The sequence below is a fragment of the Bradyrhizobium sp. AUGA SZCCT0169 genome (assembly GCF_018130085.1).
Classification (GTDB): domain Bacteria; phylum Pseudomonadota; class Alphaproteobacteria; order Rhizobiales; family Xanthobacteraceae; genus Bradyrhizobium.
The window spans coordinates 49,871-72,205 of sequence record NZ_JAFCMC010000016.1 but is presented as its reverse complement, the minus strand read 5'-3'; the positions used below and the strand labels follow the sequence as shown (position 1 = coordinate 72,205).

The window sequence follows — 22,335 nt, the reverse complement described above, 5'->3', positions numbered from 1 at the left end:
GTCATTCTTTTTCTTGACGCAGGTACGGTGTCTCACGGAGTTGTTGGGTTTAGGTTCCGCCGATAGTTAAAATTGAATCCAACCGCAGATGACGTTATCTGCCTGATCGATATTGGTTAATTCGCGATCAATCCAGGCGTTCCACCAGGGTGTTCCACGGGGCTCAATTGGTCGGACTGACCGGCGTCAGGACCGACGGCGTTCCGGCCGCGGCTGTCGTGAAAAGCGTCGTTGTACTGGTGCTCGCGCCAGCGCCGCCGCCGAAAGTCGTGCTGCTGTTGCTCGACACGGCGCCCGGCGACGGCGTCGATGTGGTGCCCTGTCCACCGCCGGCGGTGGTGTCGCCGTTCGGATCTGCTCCGGTGATCGCCTCGGTCGGAATATCCCCCGTGATGCTCACGAAGGCTTGAATCAGCGGTGGATTCTCAGCTTTCAGGACCACTTCCTGGATTTGCTGGGCAAAGGCCGGTTGCGTCAGCACGCACACGGCGGCGGCGGTGCCGAGACCGGCGCCGATCGCACGGCTTTGATCGGCGGAGCTGGCCTTGGAAAGCGATGCGATGCCTTCAAGCGTCTCGGGCCGGGTCATCAGCATGTCGCGGACTTGCGACGCGAGGCCGCCCTGACCGTCCTTGAACTGGCCCAGGAGCGCTTCAGGCTTCTCCAGAAAGGACGTCGCGCGCTCTGCCGACACCAGCGAGGAGTTCGGGACGCATCCGCCGCTGGCCGGTGCCGCGGCAACCGGGGCCGATCCGCCGGCCACGAGCATCACGAGACAAAAACCCACCAAACGCATTGTCATTGCCCAATCGCAATTAAAAACAGCCGATTTAAATTAAATCATAATTCACTCGCCACAGCTCCGCCACCGTTTTTTCGCAATGATGACGGCAGGCACTGCGCCAGCGCGGCCCCGGTGATCGCGGCGAAGAAAACGCCGTAACCGGCTATCTGCAGCGAAAAATCGATGCTGCTGTGAAGCAGCCCCAGCACGGCGACGCTGGCTCCGATGACGGGGATGTAGCGATCGCGCCGCCGCAGCAAGCTGCCCCGGAACAATTGGTAAACGTACCAAAGCACGGTCGCCACGATCGGGATGGTCACCGGCAAGCCAATTTCGACCGCGAGTTGCAGCGGCGTGCTGTGGGCGCGATCCCAAATCCCGAGGCTGCCCAATTCGGCGGGCCGGTAGGCGGCAAAAGCCGCCTCGAAATTGCCCAATCCGACGCCGAACAGCGGATGGTCGCTGACGATTGCGATCGCGGCGCGGTAGGCCGCCAGCCGCTGATCGTCGATCAGGCCATAGGTGAGAATCCGCCCTGCCACCGCGCCGCCGATCAGCTGAAGAACCAGGACGGCAACGACTGCGGCTCCCGCCAGCAGCGCCCATCTTCGAAAAGTACCGAGCTCAAGCGGCCACAGATAAAGCGTGCCGGCCAGCAGAAACGCGCAGATCGACAGCAACAGCCCTGCGCGCGATCCCGTCATCGCCGTCGCCAGCGTGCAGACGGTAAATCCCACAGCGAGAGCCGCTGGTGTGGCGAGATAGTGCCCGAGCAACGCGAGCGGCCGATCTGACGGCGGGGCAGCGCGCCGGTCTCCGCGATGCAGCGAACGCAACAGGGGCGCCAGGAAGAGCAAGGCGCAACTGCCCCAGAATGTCGCGGCGGTGTTGCGATTGACGAACGTGCCGGTGGCGAAGCCGAGATAGGCCTCCTTTCGCCTGAATAACAACGTATTCGGGTCGGCAAGCTGCGCCAGGATGCCGTAACACGCGTAGAGAAAACCAGCCCACGCCAATATCCGGAGAAGCCGTTGAGCCGCGGGCGCATCGGCTGCAAGAAGAAAGGCACGCACGAACGCAAGCGACGCGAGCAGCGGGGAGCCGAATGCGAGCCACGGACCGGCCGCGGTCATCGAAATGCGAGCAGGGACATCGGCGCCGAGGAGATCGAGCGGAAGCTTCCAGACGGGATTCGTCCGTCCCACCAGCGGACCCGGCCATGTTTGCAGCGTGACGATGGCGCCGATCAGCACCATCGTCATGAACAGCGGCAGCAACAGGCGAAAATCCGCGCGGCCGATGGCTTGCAGATCCGCCGTCAACAGACTGAGCGCGAGCAGGACGATCCAGATCCAGATCCAGACGAAATCCGCCGATCCAAGCGGAAATGGCGCCAGGACGAAAACAGCTATCGCGACAAGATTGGACGCACCGCCCAGAATTTTCCTGATTGATCCCTTATGCGACGGCAGGTGCCAAACCCCATTCCTGAACTGACTGGAACTTGGGCGCGGTAAACGGCGGCGGCCTACCGGGCTGGTCCCAGGTTCCCGAATTTATCGATCTGCCTTCCAAAGAGCCAGCGATGCAAGGCTTCACGACGGTCTAAATAGCGCTGCCTTCGCGGCGGCATCTATGCCGACACAGGCCGATTGAAAATGCGGTGCTTTTTGGGGCGTATTTATTTTGGGTCGGTCACGCGAGACGATTAAACGGGCAGGACGATTAAAAATGCGGCCGCTTTCTGGCGAGAGTATTTATTTGCGGATCAGCCATGCGGCGCCGAGTTTTCTTTGCCGGTTTTTAATGTTCGGGTTGAACGGAAAACGGAAGACGGGCACTATGCTGCATCGCAACAATTCGGACATAATTCGATCGTGACGGGCCATCGCTCCAAAGAACACTATGTCCCGCTCGACAGCGTTCGCGGCATCGCCGCGCTTTGCGTCGTGGTCCATCATTTTGTTATTTCTCAACCGCTTGCCGCAATCCTGCCGAACAGGGCCTGGATCGACTTTGCGTTTTTCCATAACGCCTGGCTGTTCGTTGATCTGTTCTTCGTTCTGAGCGGCATCGTGATTTCGATGAGTTACGTGCAAGGCGGCTTCGGTACATTCGAGTTTCGCGAGTACATCGTGCGCCGGCTCGCCCGCATCTATCCGCTCCACATCGTCACGTTGCTCGCATTCCTGTCGTTTCGAATGATGAAGCTCGGCCTTGTGGGCACCGGTCTGATTCATTTCGCGCCGCCCGAGATGGCGGTCAACAACGGCTATTCGTTCTTCCTGAATGTGCTCCTGCTGCACGCGATCGGATTCGTTGATTATTTGAGCTGGAACGGGCCTAGCTGGAGCATCAGTGCCGAGTTCTATACCTATCTCGTGTTCGGCGGCGTCGTGGTCCTGGCGCAAAAATTCCGGGACGTTCGCATTATCTATGTGTTGTCGCTGTTTCTGTCGATGGCCAGCTGGGCCTTCATCCTGCTGGTTCTTCGACAATATGCCTTGGACTTTCACACCTATGGCATCGCGCGCTGCATACTGAGTTTCTTCCTCGGGGTGCTGACGCTCAGAGCGGTGGCGTCGGTGCCTTCCGCCGTGCGCCCGGCCGTGCAGTCGGTGTGGCAGATCGGGGCCGCGATCGCGGCCATCGCCATTGTCTGCGTGGTCGGAATGCAGCCGATGCTGAGCTTTCTCGCGCCGGTTATATTCGCCGTCCTGCTCGGGTCGCTGATGGCGTTCCCCGGACGCAGGCTGCCGAGCCTGCTGTCGGTCAAGCCGCTGGTGTGGCTCGGCAAGCGATCCTATTCGATCTACATGGTGCACGCGCTCGTGCTCGTACTGATCGAGTATTTTTCGCGCGGCGTTGGCATGCGGACCTTCCCGATGATTGATCAGTTCGGTTCGGGATTAGCTGCAACGCTGCTGCTGTCGGGGTACGTTGTGGCCGTTCTTGCGCTGTCGAACCTGACCTATGCCAATATCGAGATCCCCGGTTCAAAGGCCATCGTCGGACTCCTGGCCCGCCGGCCTCGCGTTGTCGCGACGGCCGAAGGAGGGGGGCAATGACGAACCGCTCGTCGTCGTCATCCCTCACAGCACCGGATTTCAAAGCTCCGGAGCCGTTGCCTCTAAACAACCAGTTGCCGGAGATCGGCATCTGGAACGTCGAGGCGATTGCACTGCTTCTCTATTTCTATCGCGACGCCTTTGCCGGCGCCCTGCGCTACTATCTCAGTCTCACCAAGCTGGACGTGCTGTGGTTTCTGCCGGACATCTTTGCGCTGATGTGCATTCTGGCCTTTATCCAGCGCTACATCATCAAGGGCAAAAGCCTGATCGCTGTCCTCACGCTGCTGTACATCGCCTTCGCGTTGTACGTCGGATTTGTCTTTCTGGGCTACTTCGCCGGCATGGCGTCGTCGTTCAAGATGATCGCGCCCGTGTTCGTGGGGTTCTGCTTTTGCAGACGTGATTTCAGCCAGTACAAGCAGCTTCTTGCCCTGATCCACCCGATCTTCTTCATTACCATTATCGGCATCTTCATTTCATCGCGCGTGCAGTTTCCGTGGGTTGGTTTTGCTTACGAAACGTTGGGAGCAACGCGCCAGGCGACCAGACTTTGGTGGGCCGCGTCGGAGACGCGACTGGCGGGGTTCGCCGCCGACAGTACCATGGCGGCCTTTTTCGTGTTCATTACTTTCGTGTTTACGTCGGCTCGCAAGAGTATGCTGTGGGTCTGCATCTGGGCACCGGTTGGCCTCTACGCCATCAAGCTCACGACCAGCAAGACCACGCTGGGCGTGATGATAATGTACCTGGTGTGCCTGGTTATCATTCGAATGCTTCCGGAACGCGAGAGATTTCCCATGCTGCGCCGGATGGCGCTGCTCTCCTTTGCATCGATCCTGGTTCCCGTCGTGTTGATGGTCTTCTTCGCGGGCGACGGCCTCACCAGCATCTCCCGGGGATTCTTCAGCCTTCAGGATCGCGTCAATAACAGCTGGCAGCTGCCGTTTGTGTATATGCAAGAGCTCATGCCCGTGGGATTCGTGACCGGTTGCGGCCTCGGCTGTTTCAACTATCCGCAGCAGCTGTTTTCGAACAAGCTCAGCTACTATGTGCCGGTCGATAATTTCTATATCGGCACGTATCTGATGTTCGGCCCGATCTTCGTCCTGTTCATGGTTTTCGCGATCGCCGCGGTCTCGAAGACCAGGGATATCTACAAACTGTCCGGCACGATCGCAATGAACCTCTTTACCATCACGGTGCTGGCCTATGGACCCGCCAGCGGATTGATCATGATTGGCGCCGCGTTTAGCCAGATGTTCGCCAAGCGACGCGCGACCGATCAGGATCTCGCGAGTTCTGCACCGATAGCGCCTGGCATCGATGGTCTGGCATCGCGGCCGGCATGATGAAAAACTCGTGGCACTCACCGGCGCTGATAGTGCCTTTTTCGCACGCGCCGGCGCTTGGCTCTGCCCTGCCTCCTTCTCAGTGCGGGAGGAAGCAGAGGTGAACGCTCCAAAACAGGATTTCCTTCCGGCCGTCCAGGGACTGCGCGGCATCGCTGCGCTGAGTGTCCTGATCGTGCATCTCTACGACATGCCGCTGCTGGCGGGTTTCATGGCGCCGATCTGGCCGTGGCTGGGATCGACCATCAATATGGGCGGACATGGCGTCGAACTGTTCTTCATGATCAGCGGCTTCCTGATTCCGGCCAGCCTGGTGCGCCACCGCAGCGTTGCCAAATTCTTCTATGATCGTTGTCTTCGCATCCTTCCCGTCTTCGTCATCCTGCATCTGACGCTGTTCACCATCGGCCCGATCGTCGGCTACAAGTTCTTCAAGGGGATTGATGTTGGAACTTACGTCCAGTTGTTCTTCGTCAACCTTGCGTTCTTGCCCGATGCCCTGGGGCTTCCGATCGGCCAGCAGAACGCCTGGACGCTGAGCTATGAGTGGGCGTTCTACATTCTGTTCGCCGCGATTTTCGTAGCGGTGGCTCGGCGGAGAAACTGGATGCTGGCGCTGCCGCTGATTGCTCTGGCTCTGGCAGGCATATGGTTTCGGCCGATTGCCGCGTATTTCCTGGTTGGGCTGCTGTTCAGCGCCGTCGATATGCCGATCCGGCTGCGCGGGTGGACCGGGTTGCTGGCCGGTGCGGTATGCGGCATCGCGATGTATCTATCGATCGAGTATCTGCACCCGTTTGTCGGCCTCATACCTGGCCTTCTGCTGTTCGGAATGGTGTTGGCGCAAAACTCCGGTGTTGCGGCGGCGTTGAGCGGGCCATCGCTGCAATATCTCGGCAAGATCAGCTACAGCCTTTATCTGGTGCATCCCTTCGCCCTTTTCCCACTGCAAATGATCGGAGCGAACCTTGCCGGACGCGGCGTGGATCTGTGGCTGCTCTCTGCTGCCTTTGCGGTTCTGGGCTTCATCCTGTCAATTATCGCCGGAGGGATAAGTTACGAACTTTTCGAGGTGCGTCTTCGGCGTTTTCTGGACGCGGCGTTTCGACGTCGGCTGTTTCGGACGCCTGATGGAGCGGGGCATCTGGCATGACGGAGCTGGCCTCGAGACGCAGTCTGGACACCTTGCAGCTGGGACGCGCCTTCGCGGCGCTCGCCGTGGTGGGTCATCACACGACCAGGACGTTGGCCCAGCCCAAGTACCTCGATGAGAACGTATTTCCGATCTTCAACGCCGGAGATTCCGGCGTCATGTATTTCTTTGTCTTGAGCGGCTTTGTCATTTTCCTGGCGCACGCCAATGACTTTGGCGATCGCGACAACGCCCTTCGTTTCGTCTGGCGTCGCGTCCAAAGAATATATCCGGCGCTTTGGGTCGCCCTGATCTGTGTCGTTCCGCTCGTGCTTCTGATGAAGGCAGATCTGAGCTTTTATGACCTATTCTCGTCCTTCCTGCTGTTGCCGATAGAGCACGAGCCGATTATCGACGTGGTCTGGACGCTGCGCCACGAGATGATCTTCTACGCCATCTTTGCGGTAGCGATCTGGAACCCCAGGATCGGCTGGATCGCGGGGGCGGTTTGGCTGGCGATGTCTTTCGTGCAACCCGTATTGTTCCCGGCCTATCCGCTCGCATTTGTTTTCCATCCCGCTCATGTGCTCTTTGGCTTGGGGATTCTGGCGTACTGGCTGTTCAATCGCCGGGACATCGTGTCCCCGAAGCTCTGCTTGACGTTTGGGGTCGTCCTTTTCGGCGGCACATGGATAGCCGTTGCCTACGGCGCCCTCTTGAAGAACGCGATCTCCACCTGGTGCTACGGCGTCGGCGCGATGCTGATGATTTTGGGCGGGGTCCTACTCGAGACGAAGACGGCGCTGCGATTACCACGTGTTCTCATATTCCTCGGCGAGGCGTCCTACTCGATCTACCTCGTTCATTTTCCGGCGCTTTCGGGTTTCGCCAAAGTCGCGACCAAGCTGAAAGCGCTGGGTATTCCGAACGAACTGCTGTTCGTGATGGTTGCAGCGGGGGGCGTAGCGGTAGGCGTGGCATTCTACCTGCTGGTCGAGAAGCCATTGCTGACGTTTTTCAGAACGATCGGTCGTGTACCCAAGAGGGTCGAGGCATGATGTCGGCTTCCGGACCTCCATCCCCGACGATCACGGCCTCGTTCGCTAGACGTGGAGCGGACCTTTGCCTGTGCCGGCGCGTTTTCCGTGTCGGCTGCACGAACAACGTACGGATGACGTCATGATCCTGAAAAATCTGCTCTCGATGTCCGGCGTGAACATCGTGAAATCGGTCGTCCAGTTTCTGATGACGCTGCTGATGACCTATTTCGTCACCCCAGCCGAGTTCGGTCTGGTCGCCTTCTCGCTGCCGTTTGTCGCCTTCATAGCCCTTCTCACCGATCTTGGCTTGTCGAGCGCGATGATACAGCGAGGCTCGCTCTCGCGTGAGGAGACCGGAGCGGCCGTGACCATGATGCTGGCGATCGGCATCGGCTGTGCTGTGGTGCTGGCGGTTGTAGCGGGGCCGCTGGCCGGGGCCGTGAAGATGGATGGCCTGTCGGGCGTGCTGACCGCGCTGTCCGTCTCCGTCGTCCTTTCCATAGCGGCGCTCGGACCGCGTGCGGTGCTCGAGCGCGCGTTGCGTTACCAGACCGTGGCGATGGTGGAGGCCGGCGCGTCAATCACCGCCGCGTCCGTGGGCGTCCTCGGAGCCGTTCTGGGCTGGGGGATCTGGGCGCTGATTTCATATTACGTCCTGATGCAGATCATTCGCGCGATCGCTTTCTACGCGATTACGCGGCATCAGATCAGGCTCAACTTCCGATGGCGTGGTGTTGGTTCGATGCTCTCCTTCGGGAGCTGGATACTGGCCTCGAACATTCTCAATTTCGCCGCGCGCAACATCGGCAATCTGCTGATTGGTGCGAAGCTGGGCGCGGCCGCGGTAGGGCTCTTTGGCCTGGCCTTTCAGTTCATGATCTTTCCGTTGATGATCCTTTCGTGGCCAGGCGGCGGTGTCTTGATGGCGACGCTGAGCCGCATGTCCGGTAACGGGCGGCACGCAGAGCAGAACGCGGCGATCTGCGCGATGCTGAGTGTGACGGCGATGATTACCTTCCCCGCGATGATCTATCTGACGTTTGGGCTCTACTACCCGGTGACGACATTCCTTTCGCCGCATTGGCAGGACGTATTGCCGCTGGTTAGCGCGCTTGCCCCGGCGGGGGCCGCGCAATCCATTGCTGCCTATGCCGGCCCGATTCTGCTCGCGCGCGGGAAAGCCCGTCTGCAGTTCTGGATCAGCAGCGCCAACAGCATCGCCATGATCCTGTCTTTCGTGGTGGCGCTGCCATTCGGTCTCAAGGCCGTTGCTATCGTGTATCTTGTCACGGCGATCATCGTGTGCACGTTCATGCTGGTGGTTGGCAGCCGAAATACCGGGCTGCCTTTCATGTCGATCGTCAAATCCCTGCTCCCAGCGAGCATCGCGACCTTGGCCGGGACCGTCGTGGCTCTCGCGGCGACGTCGGCCGATGTGTCAAGCATGAAGCATTGGCTGCTTGCAACCAGTCTATATCTGGTGGTCGTGCTGTCCTGTTACGTCGCATTCAGGCATCAGATTCGCGGCAGCGTGCGATCGTTGCTCGGCCGATCAATTGAAGCACAACCGTTAGACGTTCCCTCGGCGACGTGAGAGATCCTTGATATGAACGCACATGTCGAAACAGATAAGATGGTGAGGCGCGCGCCTCCCCAGGCCGCGTGGCGGGCGGATTTGCTGGCGAACACCGGAAATTCCGGCGTAGTTGCTGCCGCGGTTGCCTTGATAACCGATCCCGGCTTTACGGTGATCACCTGGTGGCGTGCTGCCAAATGGCTGCGCTTCAACACGCGTTGGGGGCACGGTATCGCCTGGCTGATCGTGCGTTCCCTGGCGCGACGCGGCTGCTATATCTCGTTGCTCGCGGAAATCGGCCCGGGACTCAAGCTTCCACACCCGACCGGGCTTGTCGTTGGGGAGGGATCGCATGTCGGGAGTGCGGTTATGCTTTATCATAACGTGACACTCGGTCGACGTGCCTGGAACCAGCCGGGCTGCCCGCGCATTGGAGACGGTGTCGTCGTCTATGCCGGTGCTGTCATCATAGGACCCATCAAGATTGGTGAAGGTGCAACGATAGCAGCAAACTCGGTGGTCAATCGAGATGTTTTGCCGAAAGCAGTGGTCGCGGGGATTCCGGCCAAGTCGATGCGTTCCGCATCGTCGTCTTCCTAGCGTCGCTCCGGCCAGGAGATCACTTTCGCTTTCGTCGCAGATCGTCAGCCCGCCCCGGCGTGACGGCCTTGTTAAAATCGCAGTTGTGGCGTTGATCGACGATCGTTCATTGGGGGTTAGTCGACGAGGAGATCAGAATGTCGTCCATCATGACCGACTTTACGGGCATTTTTCCATATCTTGCAGGTACGAAGTTCAACGAGAACATGGCCGTGACTTACAGCGGCAAGACGGGTGTCAGGTACCGAAGTGACGTATTGATCGACATGTGCCGCGGAAAGCGGGTTCTTCATGTCGGATGCTGCGACCACGTTCCTCTCATCAAGAAGAAGATCGATCACCGGGATTGGCTCCATGGTCTGATCACGGAGTGCTCCGAGTATACGGTCGGTGTCGATATCGATGCGGACGCGGTGCGGGAGGCGAGCCGGATTTCCGGACTCGACAACATGGTGTCCGGCGATGTGACGTCCGGCCAGAAGATTGACCAGATCTCCGGCCGGAAGTTCGATATTGCCCTGTTCGGTGAGGTGGTTGAGCACATACCGAACCCAGTGTCTTTTCTCGGTCGATTTAGAGAGAACTATGGTGATGTCGTCGAGAAAATCGTCATTACCGTGCCGAACGCGTTCAGGGGCGGTAACATCAAGGGAATCCTGAACAACACCGAAACGATCAATTCCGACCATCGCTTCTTCTTTACGCCTTACACGATCGCAAAAATTGCCCTGGATGCTGGATTTTCTCCGGAGGAGATCCAGATGGCAACGTTCAAGCGGGCCGGCATGATGAAGACGATGCTGCTGCGGCGTTTGCCTCTGCTTGCCGAGGACATCATCTTCACCGGCTCGGTGACGCCCGGCCGGGCGTAACCCGGTCCGGCGATCCGGTACGTCGAGGTTTTGGGAACCAACCAGGAAGCCTTGAGCCCTAAAACCTCCAGCGATGAAGACTTGCCCCGTTGGCCGGGGCTTGTCCGCTCGGTCCGCCGCGATTCCTGCCCTGAGAAAGCCGATGCGCTCGCGTGAGAGCGCATCGCCCGCCTCAGACGAACAGGAAGTTGCTGTGATCGAGGTTCGTCGCGTAAACGTTCTTCAGCGTGATCGAATCCGTGGCTGACAGGTGGATCAGCGTGTCGGCTCCGGATTGCGTAAACTGAAGGTGGCTGTAGTCGGCGACCAGCGATGCTGCGATCTTGATCGTATCATGGTTGGCCGCGGCGCCGGCCTGGAAGCTGTTGATCTGGTCATTGCCATGGTCGAAGACGATCGTCGTCGATCCCGGGGCGGCTGAGAACAAGTCGTTTCCGTTTCCGCCCTGTATCGACTGACCGGCGCTGACAGCCGTGACGGTGTGGGCTCCGTTGCTCTTCAGAAGATCGAGCTGCAGCAGCGTGCCGCCGGCGGCATAGCTTTCGTGCAGGGTCGCGCCCGGGTTGTCGGTGACGGCATATTTGTAGACGTCCTTGGTACCGTCGGCGTTGTTGACGATTTCCTGGGTCTTGGTCCCGGCGCTGTCGTACAGATCGGTTACCTTACTACCATCGGAGTGGATGACCTGCTTGTAATCCAGAGATCCGTCGGCGTGCAGGCGCGTGTCAGAGGTGATCTTGCCCGCGGCGTCGATATGCTGGATCTGGGTCGTGTAGGTCTGGCCGGTGATGTTGTAATAGTAGTTGTCATCGCTGCCGTCGGCGTTGCTGACATACATCTTCATCTTGACGCCTGACGAGTACAGTGTGTTCGAGGACGAGCCATCCGTGTTCTGAACGTAGTCGCTGGTCATGTTTCCGGCCGAGTCGAACAGCTTGCTTTCCTTGAAGCCGTCCGCGTTGGCGACGTAGATCGAGGCGATGACGCCGCCGGAATAATTCGTGGTGGTGACGTCACCCCCGGCCGTCTTGACGACGTCCTGAACCAGCGCACCGGTCGATGCGTTGTAGCTATCGGTCACCGTGGAACCGTCCGTGTGGTGGGTGATCTCGGTTAGCTTGTGACCGGTGCTGTCGTAGAGGTCCGTCACCTTGGTGCCGTCGCCGCTGATGACCTGGCGATATTCGAGTGTGCCGTCGGCGTGCCAGCGGGTATCCGCCGTCATCTTGCCGGCGGCATCGTAGTGCTGGGACCGGGTGGTGTAGGCCTGGCCGGTGATGTTGTAGTAGGTGTTGTCGTTGCTGCCGTCGGCGTTGGTGACATACATCTTGGTCTTGACGCCCTCCGAAAACAGCGTGTTCGAAGACGAGCCATCCTTGTTCTGGACCAGGTCGCTGGCGATCCGGCCAGCGCTGTCGTAAATCTTCGCTTCCTTCGAGCCGTTGGCACCGACGATATAGACCGAGGACAGCTCCGACCCGTTATAGTTTGAGGTCGTTACGCCGCTCGCGTTCTTCACGACGTCCTGGATCAGATTGCCCGACGTATCGTATTTCTCGGTCTTGGTGGCGGTCGGATTCCAGCGGATCACGGTGGTCTTGTGGCCAGCCGAATCATACAGCGCCGTCACCTTGCTGCTGCCGTCGCTGCTGACGACCTGGTGGTAGTCGAGCGAGCCGTCGGCATGCCACCGCGTTTCTGCGGTCATGACGCCCTTTGAATCGTAGTGCTGGGTCCGGCTGGTATAGCTCTGGCCGGCGATATTGAAGTAGGTGTTGTCCTGGCTGCCGTCGGCGTTGCTGACATACACCTTGGTCCTGACGCCGGCCGAAAACAGCGTGTTCGAGGACGAGCCGTCCTTGTTCTGAACCAGATCGCTGGAGAGGCGACCCGCGCTGTCGTAAAGCTTCGCTTCCTTCGAGCCGTCGGCATTGGCGATATAGACCGACGCCAGCACCGAGCCGTTATAGTTGGAGGTCGTGACGTTGCCGGTCGTGGTCTGGACGACCTCCTGGACCAGATTGCCGGATGAATTGTATTTTTCGATCGTGGTGGCAGTCGGAGTCCAGCTCGTCACGGTGGCCTTGTGGCCGGCCGCGTCATACAGCGTCGTCACCTTGCTGCTGCCGTCGCTGCTGATCACCTTGGTGTAGTCAAGCGTTCCGTCGGCGTGCCAGCGGGTATCAGCGGTCAATACGCCCTTTGAATCGTAGTGCTGTTTCTGGGTGGTATAGGACTTGCCGGTGATGTTGTAATAGGAGTTGTCCTGGCTGCCGTCGGCGTTGGTGACGTACATCTTGGTCTTGACGTTGGCCGAGTACAGCGTGTTCGAGGATGAGCCATCGGTTTTCTGGATCAGATCGCTGGTGAGGCGACCGGCGCTGTCGTAGATCTTTGCTTCCTTCGTGCCGTTGGAACTGGCGACATAGACCGAAGACAGCACCGACCCGTTGTAGTTGGATGTCGTCACATCGCCGGTGACCGTGCGGACGACTTCCTGCACCAGATTGCCGGACACGTCGTACTTGCCGGTCGTGGTGGCGGCGGAATTCCAGGCGATGACCGTGGTCTTGTGGCCTGTGGCGTCATACAGCGTCGTCAATTTGCTGCTGCCGTCGCCCGCGATTGTCTGGGTGTAGGCGAGCGAGCCGTCGGCGTGCCAGCGGCTATCCGAGGTCAGTTGTCCGGTCGGGCTGTAGTGCTGGGTCTGGGTGGTATAGTTCTGACCGGTGACATTGTAATAGCTGTTGTCATGGCTGCCGTCGGCGTTGGTAACATACATCTTGGTCTTGACGCCGGCCGAATACAGCGTGTTCGAGGATGAGCCATCCGTGTTCTGCACCAGCTCGGAGGTCAGCTTGCCGTTGACGGCATCGAACTTCTTCGTTTCCCTGGAACCCGTCGCCGCATCGACGGTGACCTGCTGCGTGGCCACGCCCGCGGTATAGAGGGTGCTGTCGGTTGATCCGTCTGCAAAAATCGTCGATTTGCTGGTGATCATTCCGCCGGTGAAGTTGGACGTGCTGGTGGACTGCAGGTTTGCGGAAGAATCGAAGAGCTTGGTTACGCTCCAGGCGCTGGTGGAGGTCGTAACCGAAAACGAATAGCCGCCCTGGATGGCCGAAAGCGCATTGCCATAATGCGAGATCATATATTTCATCGTCGATTCGGACGCGACCGGAAGCACGTGAGTATCGGTCAAGGTAATCGTCGCGAGCGAGTCGTTGGTGTTCAAATCAGACAATTGCAGCGCGATTTCCGCGGCCGTCCCGCTGACATTGGTCGGCAGCGGCTCTTCGGGCGCAGGCGCCGGCGCGTCGATCTCGATGATCAAGGGATGATCGCTGAGCGGGACGGTGATCTGGCTGACGTCGGTATAGGTCGCGATCGGGGTTGAGCCGCTCAGCGGATCGTAGACGCTGACCGAATGGTGCACGCCTCCGAGATTGACGGTGACAGGTTGAGAAGGGTTGGAGATTTCCGTGTCGGTGGCGTCGTTCCAGACCTTCGGCTCGGCCCAGATCACGAGTTCGTAGGCGCCGTTGCTCTTGCCGAGGACCATGCTGTTGCCCGTATCGGGCATGTTGCTGAGCGAGTAGCCCAGCTGCGCGGTTGGTTGATGGCCACCGGTGCCGTCGTCGCTCAGGATGGTCGTGAGATTGTGGACCGCAGTAGCCGCCAGCTTCGGCGTCCCATCGCTGTTGAACAGGCCGAAATTCATCTCCGGATCGTTGCTGACGCCGCTCGCACCGGCGTCGAGCAGTTGGTAGAGATATGTCGTGCCGACGCCGCCCTTGAAGGCGTCGACCAGGGTGTTGAGGATCGACTTGGCCTGCACGTTTTCGCTGGCGCCGATGTAGGGGGTATCGGTCTGGGTCGTATAGCCGGTCTCGGTGATGACGGCCGGGTTGCCCGACGATACGGATTTGGCGTTGGCCAGCAATAACTGGAGCGCCGCGTGGGGCGTCGAGCTCGTGCTGACATAGGCGTGCGAGTTCGCAAAGTCGGAAGCGCCCGACAGGTCGCCCAGCTTGGCGTAGTCCGCTAGGTCATTGTAACCCAGCGAGAGATTGTAGACGGCGATGTTGGCGAGAGCGGCATTGCCGTTCACGGCGGCAAAATAGGCCGCCTGGAACTGGGCCGCGGCTTCGATCGTGGAACTGCCGTTGTAGCTGAATGCCTGAAGATTGGCCTCGTTCAGGCCCTCCAGCGCAATAACGCTACCCGCATGAGCTGTGCTGAACTGTTCCACCGTGGCCAGATACTGCTGCAGCGCGGCGCTGCCGCCGGCGGGCACGCCGGACGGAACCACCAGATCGAATTTGTAGCCGTCCGCAGCCAGTCCATTCAGGACAGGTTGCGCCTCCGGAATGTTGGTAAGCCCGTCGCGCAGTTTTGTGACACCGAGATATTCGAGGCTGTCCTGCAGCAAAGCGAGATTGTCATACGAGCCCCAGGAATACCCCACATGCGTGTTGACGCCGATGGAACTCACGAAGGAACTTGCGGAGAGGACGGTCTGGTCGGCGGATGTGGTCATCGATTGCCCGGCTGTTGGAAGGGAAGAGTTGTGCGAGATTTAGCTGCCAGTTTTCTTTTTTGAGTATTTGATTTGGATAAAAGTGGAAGCAACAAGGGGATTTTTCATTGCTAAGGATTTCCCGGCGGTTTGTTTGCGCGACGTCTGGAATGGGAGCCAGAATCGGCAAGCTTGGATATTGCAGCTTGGTCTGTTCTCATGATGACGGACTGAAGGCGGCGGCTGCCTTGCGTTGCCTACTTGGAATGCTTGGCTGCTTGCCAAGCAGGCAATCATGGACGTCGTGAGCGGTCGAGATCGAAATAATACGGGTTTGTCTGCGACGGTTAATCGGAGGTTGGTTTTTCACGTCGCATCCGGCGGATCGGGGAATTTGCCGCGGATGTTCCTCACGGCGCTGAAAGGGCACGGTTTTGGCGCGTTGTGGTCAAACGATCGGATTAAATGGGTCGTTTAATGTCAATGGCCGGCCGCATTTGTATTCGGTTCCCGGACTGGACCCGACTTTTGCGGCGCGCTAAAGCAAAGCGCCTTACCGCGGCAAATTGCAGCAACGGCATGCGTGGATCGGGTTTCGCATGGTCCTTGCTTTTGTTTCGAAAAGCCAAGGCGTCACAGAAGGTGATTATGATGAGCGTTGTGAAGGCGACTGGGTTTGAGCGGACGGCCGCGGCGATCATCGCGCGGAAATTGGGTCTTCCGCTCCTCGTCCTGGTTGCGGCCGCGATCAGTTCGTTGCCAGCTAACGCCCTGGAGTGGGGCACCAACGGGCCATCCGCCATCAGGGCGAATCTGGGGCCCGCCTTTAAGGTCATGAAAGAGCGCGGCCTGACGCAATTCAGGATGGGTGTGAATCTTACCAAGGACACCGAACCGACCGAAGCCCCGATGTTGAGGCGGGCGATCGCACAGGGCAAGGCCCACGGGGTAACGCTACATCCCGTGTTCGGCTTCGCCTTCCGGTGGGGAGATCGCACGGATGCGGGCAACTATCCGAAGGGCGACCGTGAGGCGCTGTATCGCCAGGGCTTCAACCGGACCTACGATTTCGTCAACCAGTTCAAGCACGATATCAAGGACTGGGAACTGGAGAACGAGTTGAACCTCGTCGCGCACGGTCCTGATGGCAAGAGATTGTTCGGCAGCGGCGGCACGGCGGAAGAGTTTGAAAAGCCGATCATGGAAGATTGGGCGGCCGTCCTGCGCGGCGCGTCAGACGCGATCGACAAGATCAACAAGGAAAACGGACTTCATTTGCGCAAGGTTCTGAATACGACATCGACGATGTTCGGCTTCCTGGACTTCATGGCCGCGCGCGGGGTCGGGTTTGATGTGATTTCCTACCATTATTACGAAGTGCTGGGAGAGAATCCCAACAGAGCCTGGAATGGCCCCAATCCGCGCTTCAACCTGTTCAAGAAACTGGCCACCTATCGGAGGCCCGTCATATTCAATGAGATCAATTGCGGCGAGATCTACAAACCGGATTATGGCAACAAGCCCGGCGACCATATGACGGAGCGTTGCCTGAAGAGCCTGAACGACACGCTCACCGCGCTCCGGGACCAAAAGGATGTCGTCGTCGAGAGCATCAGCATCTATGAACTGCTCGATGAACCCTCAAAAGCCCCGCCTGAAAACCGGTTCGGCCTGATGTACGATCTAAAGACGCCAAAGATCGCGATGTACCTTGTTTCCCGCTTTGCGGGGGCTCCTCTCTCCCCTGAAGAGGCCGCCGAACTGGAAAAGAGAGGGCTATGAGGAGCGGCCGGCCGACGTGTGACGCCGATCCCCGGGTGGGAATTGACGGTGCGCCCGGCCCGCATCTTGCACCCTGATAATCCGATCACAGATTAATCCCATCAGAGAATAATCAGAAAATCTGAAAATCGGAGAAAAACCGGGCGGGCGACGGAGATCCGTCATCGATCGGGACGGATTTCCAAGCTAAACCCTGCCTTATGTTTCACGAGATCGAGTAGAGAGATAAATCGATGACCGAGGTCGCTTCCGGCAGCGCCAATGTCCTGTTTCTGGTTGAGGTGGTGAATTGCAACGATGGCATTGCTTCGTATTGCGAGACGCTTGCGACCGGCCTGCAAGGCCGTGGCGTGCAGATCTATCTGGTTTCCGGCGAAGTGCGCTCGGACGAGAAGTCTGAATACAAGCGCAAAAAGCTGAGCGCGGCCGTCAGGGAATGGCACGAGATTCCCGGACTGAGCAAGCTGCCGTCGCCGGCGATATTCTTTCGGCTGCTGAAGTTGATCAGGGAGCGAAAGATTACGGTCATCAACGTCCACGGCCTCGGCATGCTGTTATGGGGCAAGCTGCTGTCTCTCCTGACGGGAGCGCGCTGCGTTGCGACCTATCACCCGTCCGTTCTCGGCAATATCGCAAATGCCCAGAACGCGCCGAAGTCACAGTTCAGTCTGAAGCAGATACTGTTCTTCAACGCCTTCTTTCCCCACAAGCTGATCCTGATGTCCGAAGAATCGCGCCAGCACCTGAGCCGATATCTTTTGCTTCGGAAGGATGGAATTGCAAAAGTCTATGGCGGCGTTGACACCCAACATTTCTGTCCGCCTTCGGCTTCTGAGCGGCTGCAGGCACGGAAAAGATTCGGTCTGGAAGAAGGCGACTTCATGTGCCTGCTCGCGGCCCGTCTGGCATGGGTCAAGGGACACGATCTGCTGATCAAGGCGGCGCGAAAGCTACGCGACCGCGGCGATCCCCCTCCGCTCGATTTGAAGTGCTTCTTTGTCGGGAGCGGCGGCGCCGACCGCGAGAAGGAGATCAAATCGTTCGCCTATGCGGGCGATGAAAAGGACAATCAGACGTTCAAGTTTCTGGGTTTCATGGGCGACGTTCGCGAGGCGCTATGGGCCGCCGACGTGTTTGTGCTTCCCAGCCGCTTTGAAGGGTTTCCATTAGGCGTTGCCGAGGCGATGGCGACAGGACTGGTCCCGGTCCGGACGCCGGCCGGCGGCGCCTCGGATCAGATCATCAACGGACAAACCGGTTTCGTCGTTCCGTTCGAGGACGTGGATGCGCTGGCCCAGGCGATCGAAAAGCTGGCTGATCCCGCCCGGCGGCAGGCGATGGCAAATAATTGCATCGCACGAGCCCAGCAGTATTTCGGTGTCGGTCCGATGGTCGATCAAACCCTGCAGATCTACGGATTAGTTCCGGCGCAGCCGCAACGAGCCGAGAAGGGTCGGGAAGATTACGCTCTGACGTGATGGATCAGTCTTTGCCCGGACGTTGGTCCGCGTGTCTGGCCGACAGAAACTCGCCCTGCCAGGCGACCAGCGCGACGGCTATGGCCGAGATGACAATTTTGCCGGCCAGCCAGAGTAGGGGCTCGGAAGGGACTGCAGCGAAAGCTCCAATCAGGGTGGCTGCAACGATCGATACGCCCAGCAGCAGCCATCTCGGAACCACGCCGAAACGGATGATCGGGCCGCTGCCGCACAATATGACGATTGCGGTCGCAACGGCTGCGCTCGCAACCTGAGCGGCTGTAGACAAGCGCAGCACCGCTGCAATCGATGCAACAACCGACACCAGCGCCAGTTGACACGCAGCGACCACCACAAGCCTGGTGGCGGATTTTCTTAAGTGCGGGATCACCGCAAGCGTGGCCTGCAGATGGGTATGAAGAAAGTAAAACACGGTGGCTGCCGGCGCCACCGCCAGAAAACTCGACAGGAGATTGGCCGGAACGAACAGCCGGCTGGCATCCGGCAGAAAGCCGATCAGGCCGCCCAACATGACGGTTGTCGCGCATAGAATGAAGTCGAGCAGCCGGGACGTCGCGCGCCGCGCCTCATCGTCCGTGCCGCGCTCGAACTGGACGACCACGTCAGGATAACTCACCGTGTGTATCGCGGCCACGAGAACCGAGAATGGCCGCTGCAGCAAATCGATCGCCATCAAAAAGGCTGCGGTCGCTGTGGGGGCTGCTGGTCCCAAGCTGCTCACAACGATGAAACGGATCATCACCGGAACGGAGAGATGGATCACCGAGGCGCCGGCGGCCAGCATTCCGTAGCGGGAGAAATCCATCCAGTCCGCCAACATGATACGACAGGGTACCCGTCGCAGCGGCGTGCGATGCGCAAACAGGCCGGCGACCAGGGATGTCGCATGCCCGCATACGATGCCAAGGAGAGTGGCTTCCGCCGTTGCATAGATGCTCGCGCCGGCAACGGCGCCGACAAGCAGGAGGCCGGCTCGCAGGATCAGGAGGAGCGCCGCGGTACCAAGCCGATCCGACACGCGGATCGCCATGAAATACATGTCGGTGAGTCCCTGCAGAACCGCGATTGCCAACCCAAGCGCGACGACGCGGGGCGCGAGAGTGCCGATCAGTGAGGCGGCACTACCGACTGAAACCAGCACCGCGGCGCTCAACAATCCCGCGGCGAACAACGAGGACCGCAATCTCGCGGCGTCCTCGCCCTCCGCCGCCGCGAGAAAACGAACGCCGGCAAGTTGCAGCCATTCGAACATGAATACGCACAGCAACTGGCTTGACGCCAAAGCGAGCGAAAACGAAGTATAGCTGGCGGGCGGCAGGAGATGGCTGACGGCAAAAATGAGCGCGATGGCGGCCGCACTCTGGAAAACATAGCCGCCGAACGCGAGGAGGCGGATCATCGCAGGCCGGCACGAATTGGCGGCCAGCCCAGGCATCGAGCCGGGGCGAAGCTCTCAGCCGCTATGGCCGGGACAATCATGATCTGGCCATTCCCCGGGATTGCCTGACGCGCTCGAATGCATCGCGATATCTGGCGACGACGTCGACGAAGGTCCATTTGTTGAGCCCGGCTCTTAACCGTTGGCTGATATCGGAAATCTGCCGCGGGGATTCAGTGATCTGCAACAAGCTCTTGGTCAGAGAGCCGGGGTCAGGCGCCGTCAGCCACCCCGTAACATCCTGTTCGATGACTTCCTGTATTCCCCCGAAGCGGGTCCCGAGCAGCGGTTTTCCAGCCGCCTGCGCGTCGGCCACCACCAGCGGGCTTGGATCTTCCCAGACTGACGGAACCACCACGACATCGACCTGTTCATAGAATTCCCTGGGTGCGACAAAACCCAGGAAATCAATTCGGGCGTTGGGCGCCAGCGATTTGATATGCGCGCGCTGGCTTTCCGTTGCATGGCCGGCGACGACAAGCCGCATCAGGTGAGGTGGAATTGCCGCAACCGCCTGGACGAGGTTGTAGATGCCCTTCTCCTGCGTCAACCTTCCGATAAATCCAAAGGTAACCACTCCGTCGGGACTTTCCGTGGCCTTGTCGCCGACATCGGCGGTCGAAGCGTTGCGAATGACGGTGCGCAGCGGCGTATCGGCAAACAACCCGAACTGGGTATGGATATCAAGGATACGTTGGCTCACGCCCACGACGGCGTCGAGATGCTTGGTCGTGCTGCGTCGGTTGACCGTCAAAATCTTGCAACTGACGCAGGTGTGAGCGCACGCGCTTCCGTTCGAAAAGCGGGAGCACCGCGGGCAGGTCAGGTAATAGTCGTGAAGGGTATGAAGGATCGGAATGCCCAGGTCCGAAGCAGTTTTCCATACCCCCGTTGTCAATCCCGAGAGGTTATTGGAATGCAGGATATCGGGCTTGAAGGCCCGTATCCGTGCGGCAACCAGTTGCGCGGTCTGCTGCCAGTCTTCCACCGCGTGCCAGACCGCCCGGATCGGCGCGCCATGAGGTTTGCTGAACGGGAAATACACATTCTTTACCGGCGCCGAATAAACATCGATGCCGTTGCACGCTTCCATTGCCTGGTTGGGGGCGGACGCTGCGCGGATCACTTCCACGCTGTCACCCTTGCCCACCAGGCTTTCGGCAAGCCGGCGCACGAATATCTCGGCGCCGCCCACGACTTTTGGAGCCTGCGGCGTTGGATAGATGGATGACGTAATAAGAACTCTCATTGAAGGAGTCTCGTCCCCAAGAACAATAGAAAATGGATGCTTGAAACTATTCCCTGTCAGGGAGCTTTCGAACTGCCGGCCGAATAAACCTCCATGTATTGCCGCGTGACCGACTCCGGCGAGAATTTATCTGCAAAGTCCTGTTGTAGCGGCTGCGTCATCTTCCATCTCGTTGTGTCGTTGACCGCCTTCACCATGAGCTCGGCCAACTGACGAAAATTGTTCGGCTCGTAGGAGCCCACCATATTTGAAAATCCCGAAATCTCCGGAATCCCTCCTGCCGTCGAGCAAATAGTTGCGCGGCCGGCATTAATGCTTTCGATCAGCGTCCGCGGCAGCGGTTCCGGCCAGACCGAGCTGACGAGGCAGACGTCGATGCTGGCGTAGAAATTCGCCGCTTTCGTAAAGCCAAGCCATTCGATGCGATCGTTCTTCTGGCCGGCCTTCAGGCTGCCTACGTACTGCTCGAGCCCCTTTCCGGCAATCTTCAGCCTCCAGCCTACGTCAGGCAGCAGTTCGGCCGCCTTCAGGACGACCTCGATACCCTTTTCGGCTTCGATCCGTCCAATGAAGCCGAACACCAGATCGCCGGTAGCGGGCGGCGAAACCGGGGCCGCCTCGCTGACGTCGGCAATATTGAAGATGACCTTGCCCGGGATGTTGGCGAAATAGCCAAGTTTCTGGTGCTGATCCAGCACAAATTGGCTGTTCGAAACGACGGCATCGACCATGCGCGAAGCAATCAGGGAAGGGGCGGTCATGGTCGCGCAGGCCGGGCACCGGCGGGTACATGTCTGTCCGTTGCGGAACAGGGTCGACCTTTTGCAGATCAGGGAATAGTCGCGCAGCGTGTGGACGACCCGCAGCTTGCGGCGCTTGGCTTCCGACCACAACGATACCGAAAATCCCGTGAGATTGTTGGTGTGCAGAACGTCGGGCGCCTCAGCATCGAGAACCGCTCCGAAGCGTTTGGCCGCCTCGCGATTCCAGGTGTCACGCAAATGCCATTTAAGTCGTCGCAGCCGCGACGGCTTTCGATCCTGGTCGAATGGCCAATAGTCGTTGTCGATCTGCAACCTGTATACGCGAACACCCCTGATCTCGCTGATCGAGGTTTCCGCCGCCTTGTGAAGGCAAATCACGGAAACCTGGTGACCCCTGAGGGCCAGTGCTTCCGCCAGCAGAGAAACGGAAACTTCAGCGCCTCCCATGATTTCCGGAGGGTAAAGGCTGTTTACGAGAAGTATCTTCAACTATCGCCTCATCGGTGTCGATCGATTACCGCCGGTGCCTTGTTGCGAAGCAGGTCCTGAACGATCGACTCGTTCGACCTTACCTTCCACCAAGCGGTGCTGCCAGCCGAAACGCGCGGCACTGCACGCAACAACGTGTGCAGTATTAAATGTCCCGTTGCCCGAAGGACA

General features: G+C 59.1%; 15 protein-coding genes. 9 read left to right on the top strand and 6 right to left on the bottom strand.

Annotated elements, in window-relative coordinates:
- Positions 1-163 precede the first annotated feature (163 nt).
- Entirely contained in the window at positions 164-769 is a 606-nt protein-coding gene (locus JQ609_RS19465; protein WP_249128210.1) for a hypothetical protein, read from the bottom strand.
- Positions 770-840: 71 nt separating this feature from the next.
- Positions 841-2,106 (bottom strand): O-antigen ligase family protein, encoded by a 1,266-nt coding sequence (locus tag JQ609_RS19460; RefSeq protein ID WP_249128197.1) that lies wholly within the window; start codon positions 2,104-2,106, stop codon positions 841-843.
- 555 nt (positions 2,107-2,661) lie between these two features.
- Between JQ609_RS19460 and JQ609_RS19455 the strand changes: the two genes are divergently transcribed.
- From JQ609_RS19455 to JQ609_RS19425, 7 genes are all read left to right on the top strand, one after another.
- On the top strand, positions 2,662-3,852 hold the full coding sequence (locus JQ609_RS19455) for an acyltransferase (protein WP_212274574.1): 1,191 nt from the start codon (positions 2,662-2,664) through the stop codon (positions 3,850-3,852).
- On the top strand, positions 3,849-5,204 hold the full coding sequence (locus tag JQ609_RS19450) for a hypothetical protein (protein WP_212274573.1): 1,356 nt from the start codon (positions 3,849-3,851) through the stop codon (positions 5,202-5,204). The genes JQ609_RS19455 and JQ609_RS19450 overlap by 4 nt, the downstream gene beginning before the upstream one ends.
- A gap of 10 nt (positions 5,205-5,214) precedes the next feature.
- Entirely contained in the window at positions 5,215-6,357 is a 1,143-nt protein-coding gene (locus JQ609_RS19445; RefSeq protein ID WP_409411190.1) for an acyltransferase family protein, read from the top strand.
- Positions 6,354-7,394: an acyltransferase gene (locus tag JQ609_RS19440; RefSeq protein WP_212274571.1), complete on the top strand. Its 1,041-nt coding sequence runs from the start codon at positions 6,354-6,356 to the stop codon at positions 7,392-7,394. Before JQ609_RS19445 ends, JQ609_RS19440 begins: the two co-directional genes overlap by 4 nt.
- Positions 7,395-7,515: 121 nt before the next feature.
- A complete protein-coding gene (locus JQ609_RS19435) occupies positions 7,516-8,970 on the top strand; it encodes a lipopolysaccharide biosynthesis protein (protein WP_212213684.1) in 1,455 nt (484 codons plus the stop codon).
- A gap of 12 nt (positions 8,971-8,982) precedes the next feature.
- Positions 8,983-9,552, top strand: coding sequence for a serine O-acetyltransferase (locus JQ609_RS19430; protein ID WP_249128193.1), 570 nt, complete (start codon positions 8,983-8,985; stop codon positions 9,550-9,552).
- A 137-nt stretch (positions 9,553-9,689) separates the two neighbouring features.
- The gene (locus JQ609_RS19425) at positions 9,690-10,424 is read left to right on the top strand and encodes a methyltransferase domain-containing protein (protein WP_212213681.1); all 735 of its coding nucleotides are present in this window, start codon (positions 9,690-9,692) and stop codon (positions 10,422-10,424) included.
- A gap of 172 nt (positions 10,425-10,596) precedes the next feature.
- Here JQ609_RS19425 and JQ609_RS19420 read toward each other — a convergent pair whose 3' ends face one another.
- Positions 10,597-14,964 (bottom strand): RHS repeat protein, encoded by a 4,368-nt coding sequence (locus JQ609_RS19420; RefSeq protein WP_212274570.1) that lies wholly within the window; start codon positions 14,962-14,964, stop codon positions 10,597-10,599.
- 456 nt (positions 14,965-15,420) lie between these two features.
- Here JQ609_RS19420 and JQ609_RS19415 point away from each other — a divergent pair, with 456 nt between their 5' ends.
- The gene (locus JQ609_RS19415) at positions 15,421-16,725 is read left to right on the top strand and encodes a glycosyl hydrolase 53 family protein (protein WP_249128191.1); all 1,305 of its coding nucleotides are present in this window, start codon (positions 15,421-15,423) and stop codon (positions 16,723-16,725) included.
- Positions 16,726-16,958: 233 nt separating this feature from the next.
- A complete protein-coding gene (locus JQ609_RS19410; RefSeq protein WP_212274569.1) occupies positions 16,959-18,203 on the top strand; it encodes a glycosyltransferase family 4 protein in 1,245 nt (414 codons plus the stop codon).
- 4 nt (positions 18,204-18,207) lie between these two features.
- Here JQ609_RS19410 and JQ609_RS19405 read toward each other — a convergent pair whose 3' ends face one another.
- The 3 genes from JQ609_RS19405 to JQ609_RS19395 all read right to left on the bottom strand — a co-directional run bounded on the left by JQ609_RS19405 (position 18,208) and on the right by JQ609_RS19395 (position 22,122).
- Positions 18,208-19,476: a hypothetical protein gene (locus JQ609_RS19405; protein ID WP_312014872.1), complete on the bottom strand. Its 1,269-nt coding sequence runs from the start codon at positions 19,474-19,476 to the stop codon at positions 18,208-18,210.
- 223 nt (positions 19,477-19,699) lie between these two features.
- A complete protein-coding gene (locus tag JQ609_RS19400) occupies positions 19,700-20,857 on the bottom strand; it encodes a glycosyltransferase family 4 protein (protein WP_312014871.1) in 1,158 nt (385 codons plus the stop codon).
- A 110-nt stretch (positions 20,858-20,967) separates the two neighbouring features.
- A complete protein-coding gene (locus JQ609_RS19395) occupies positions 20,968-22,122 on the bottom strand; it encodes a glycosyltransferase family 4 protein (protein ID WP_249128189.1) in 1,155 nt (384 codons plus the stop codon).
- Between the last annotated feature and the right edge of the window lie 213 nt (positions 22,123-22,335).

What these genes read in the sequence shown, in the direction of transcription:
- JQ609_RS19465 (WP_249128210.1), bottom strand. Translation starts at nt 769, where the DNA reads ATGCTCGTGGCCGGCGGATCGGCCCCGGTTGCCGCGGCACCGGCCAGC.
- JQ609_RS19450 (WP_212274573.1), top strand. Translation starts at nt 3,849, where the DNA reads ATGACGAACCGCTCGTCGTCGTCATCCCTCACAGCACCGGATTTCAAA.
- JQ609_RS19440 (WP_212274571.1), top strand. Translation starts at nt 6,354, where the DNA reads ATGACGGAGCTGGCCTCGAGACGCAGTCTGGACACCTTGCAGCTGGGA.
- JQ609_RS19435 (WP_212213684.1), top strand. Translation starts at nt 7,516, where the DNA reads ATGATCCTGAAAAATCTGCTCTCGATGTCCGGCGTGAACATCGTGAAA.
- JQ609_RS19430 (WP_249128193.1), top strand. Translation starts at nt 8,983, where the DNA reads ATGAACGCACATGTCGAAACAGATAAGATGGTGAGGCGCGCGCCTCCC.
- JQ609_RS19425 (WP_212213681.1), top strand. Translation starts at nt 9,690, where the DNA reads ATGTCGTCCATCATGACCGACTTTACGGGCATTTTTCCATATCTTGCA.
- JQ609_RS19420 (WP_212274570.1), bottom strand. Translation starts at nt 14,964, where the DNA reads ATGACCACATCCGCCGACCAGACCGTCCTCTCCGCAAGTTCCTTCGTG.
- JQ609_RS19415 (WP_249128191.1), top strand. Translation starts at nt 15,421, where the DNA reads ATGTCAATGGCCGGCCGCATTTGTATTCGGTTCCCGGACTGGACCCGA.
- JQ609_RS19410 (WP_212274569.1), top strand. Translation starts at nt 16,959, where the DNA reads ATGACCGAGGTCGCTTCCGGCAGCGCCAATGTCCTGTTTCTGGTTGAG.
- JQ609_RS19405 (WP_312014872.1), bottom strand. Translation starts at nt 19,476, where the DNA reads ATGTTCGAATGGCTGCAACTTGCCGGCGTTCGTTTTCTCGCGGCGGCG.
- JQ609_RS19395 (WP_249128189.1), bottom strand. Translation starts at nt 22,122, where the DNA reads ATGGGAGGCGCTGAAGTTTCCGTTTCTCTGCTGGCGGAAGCACTGGCC.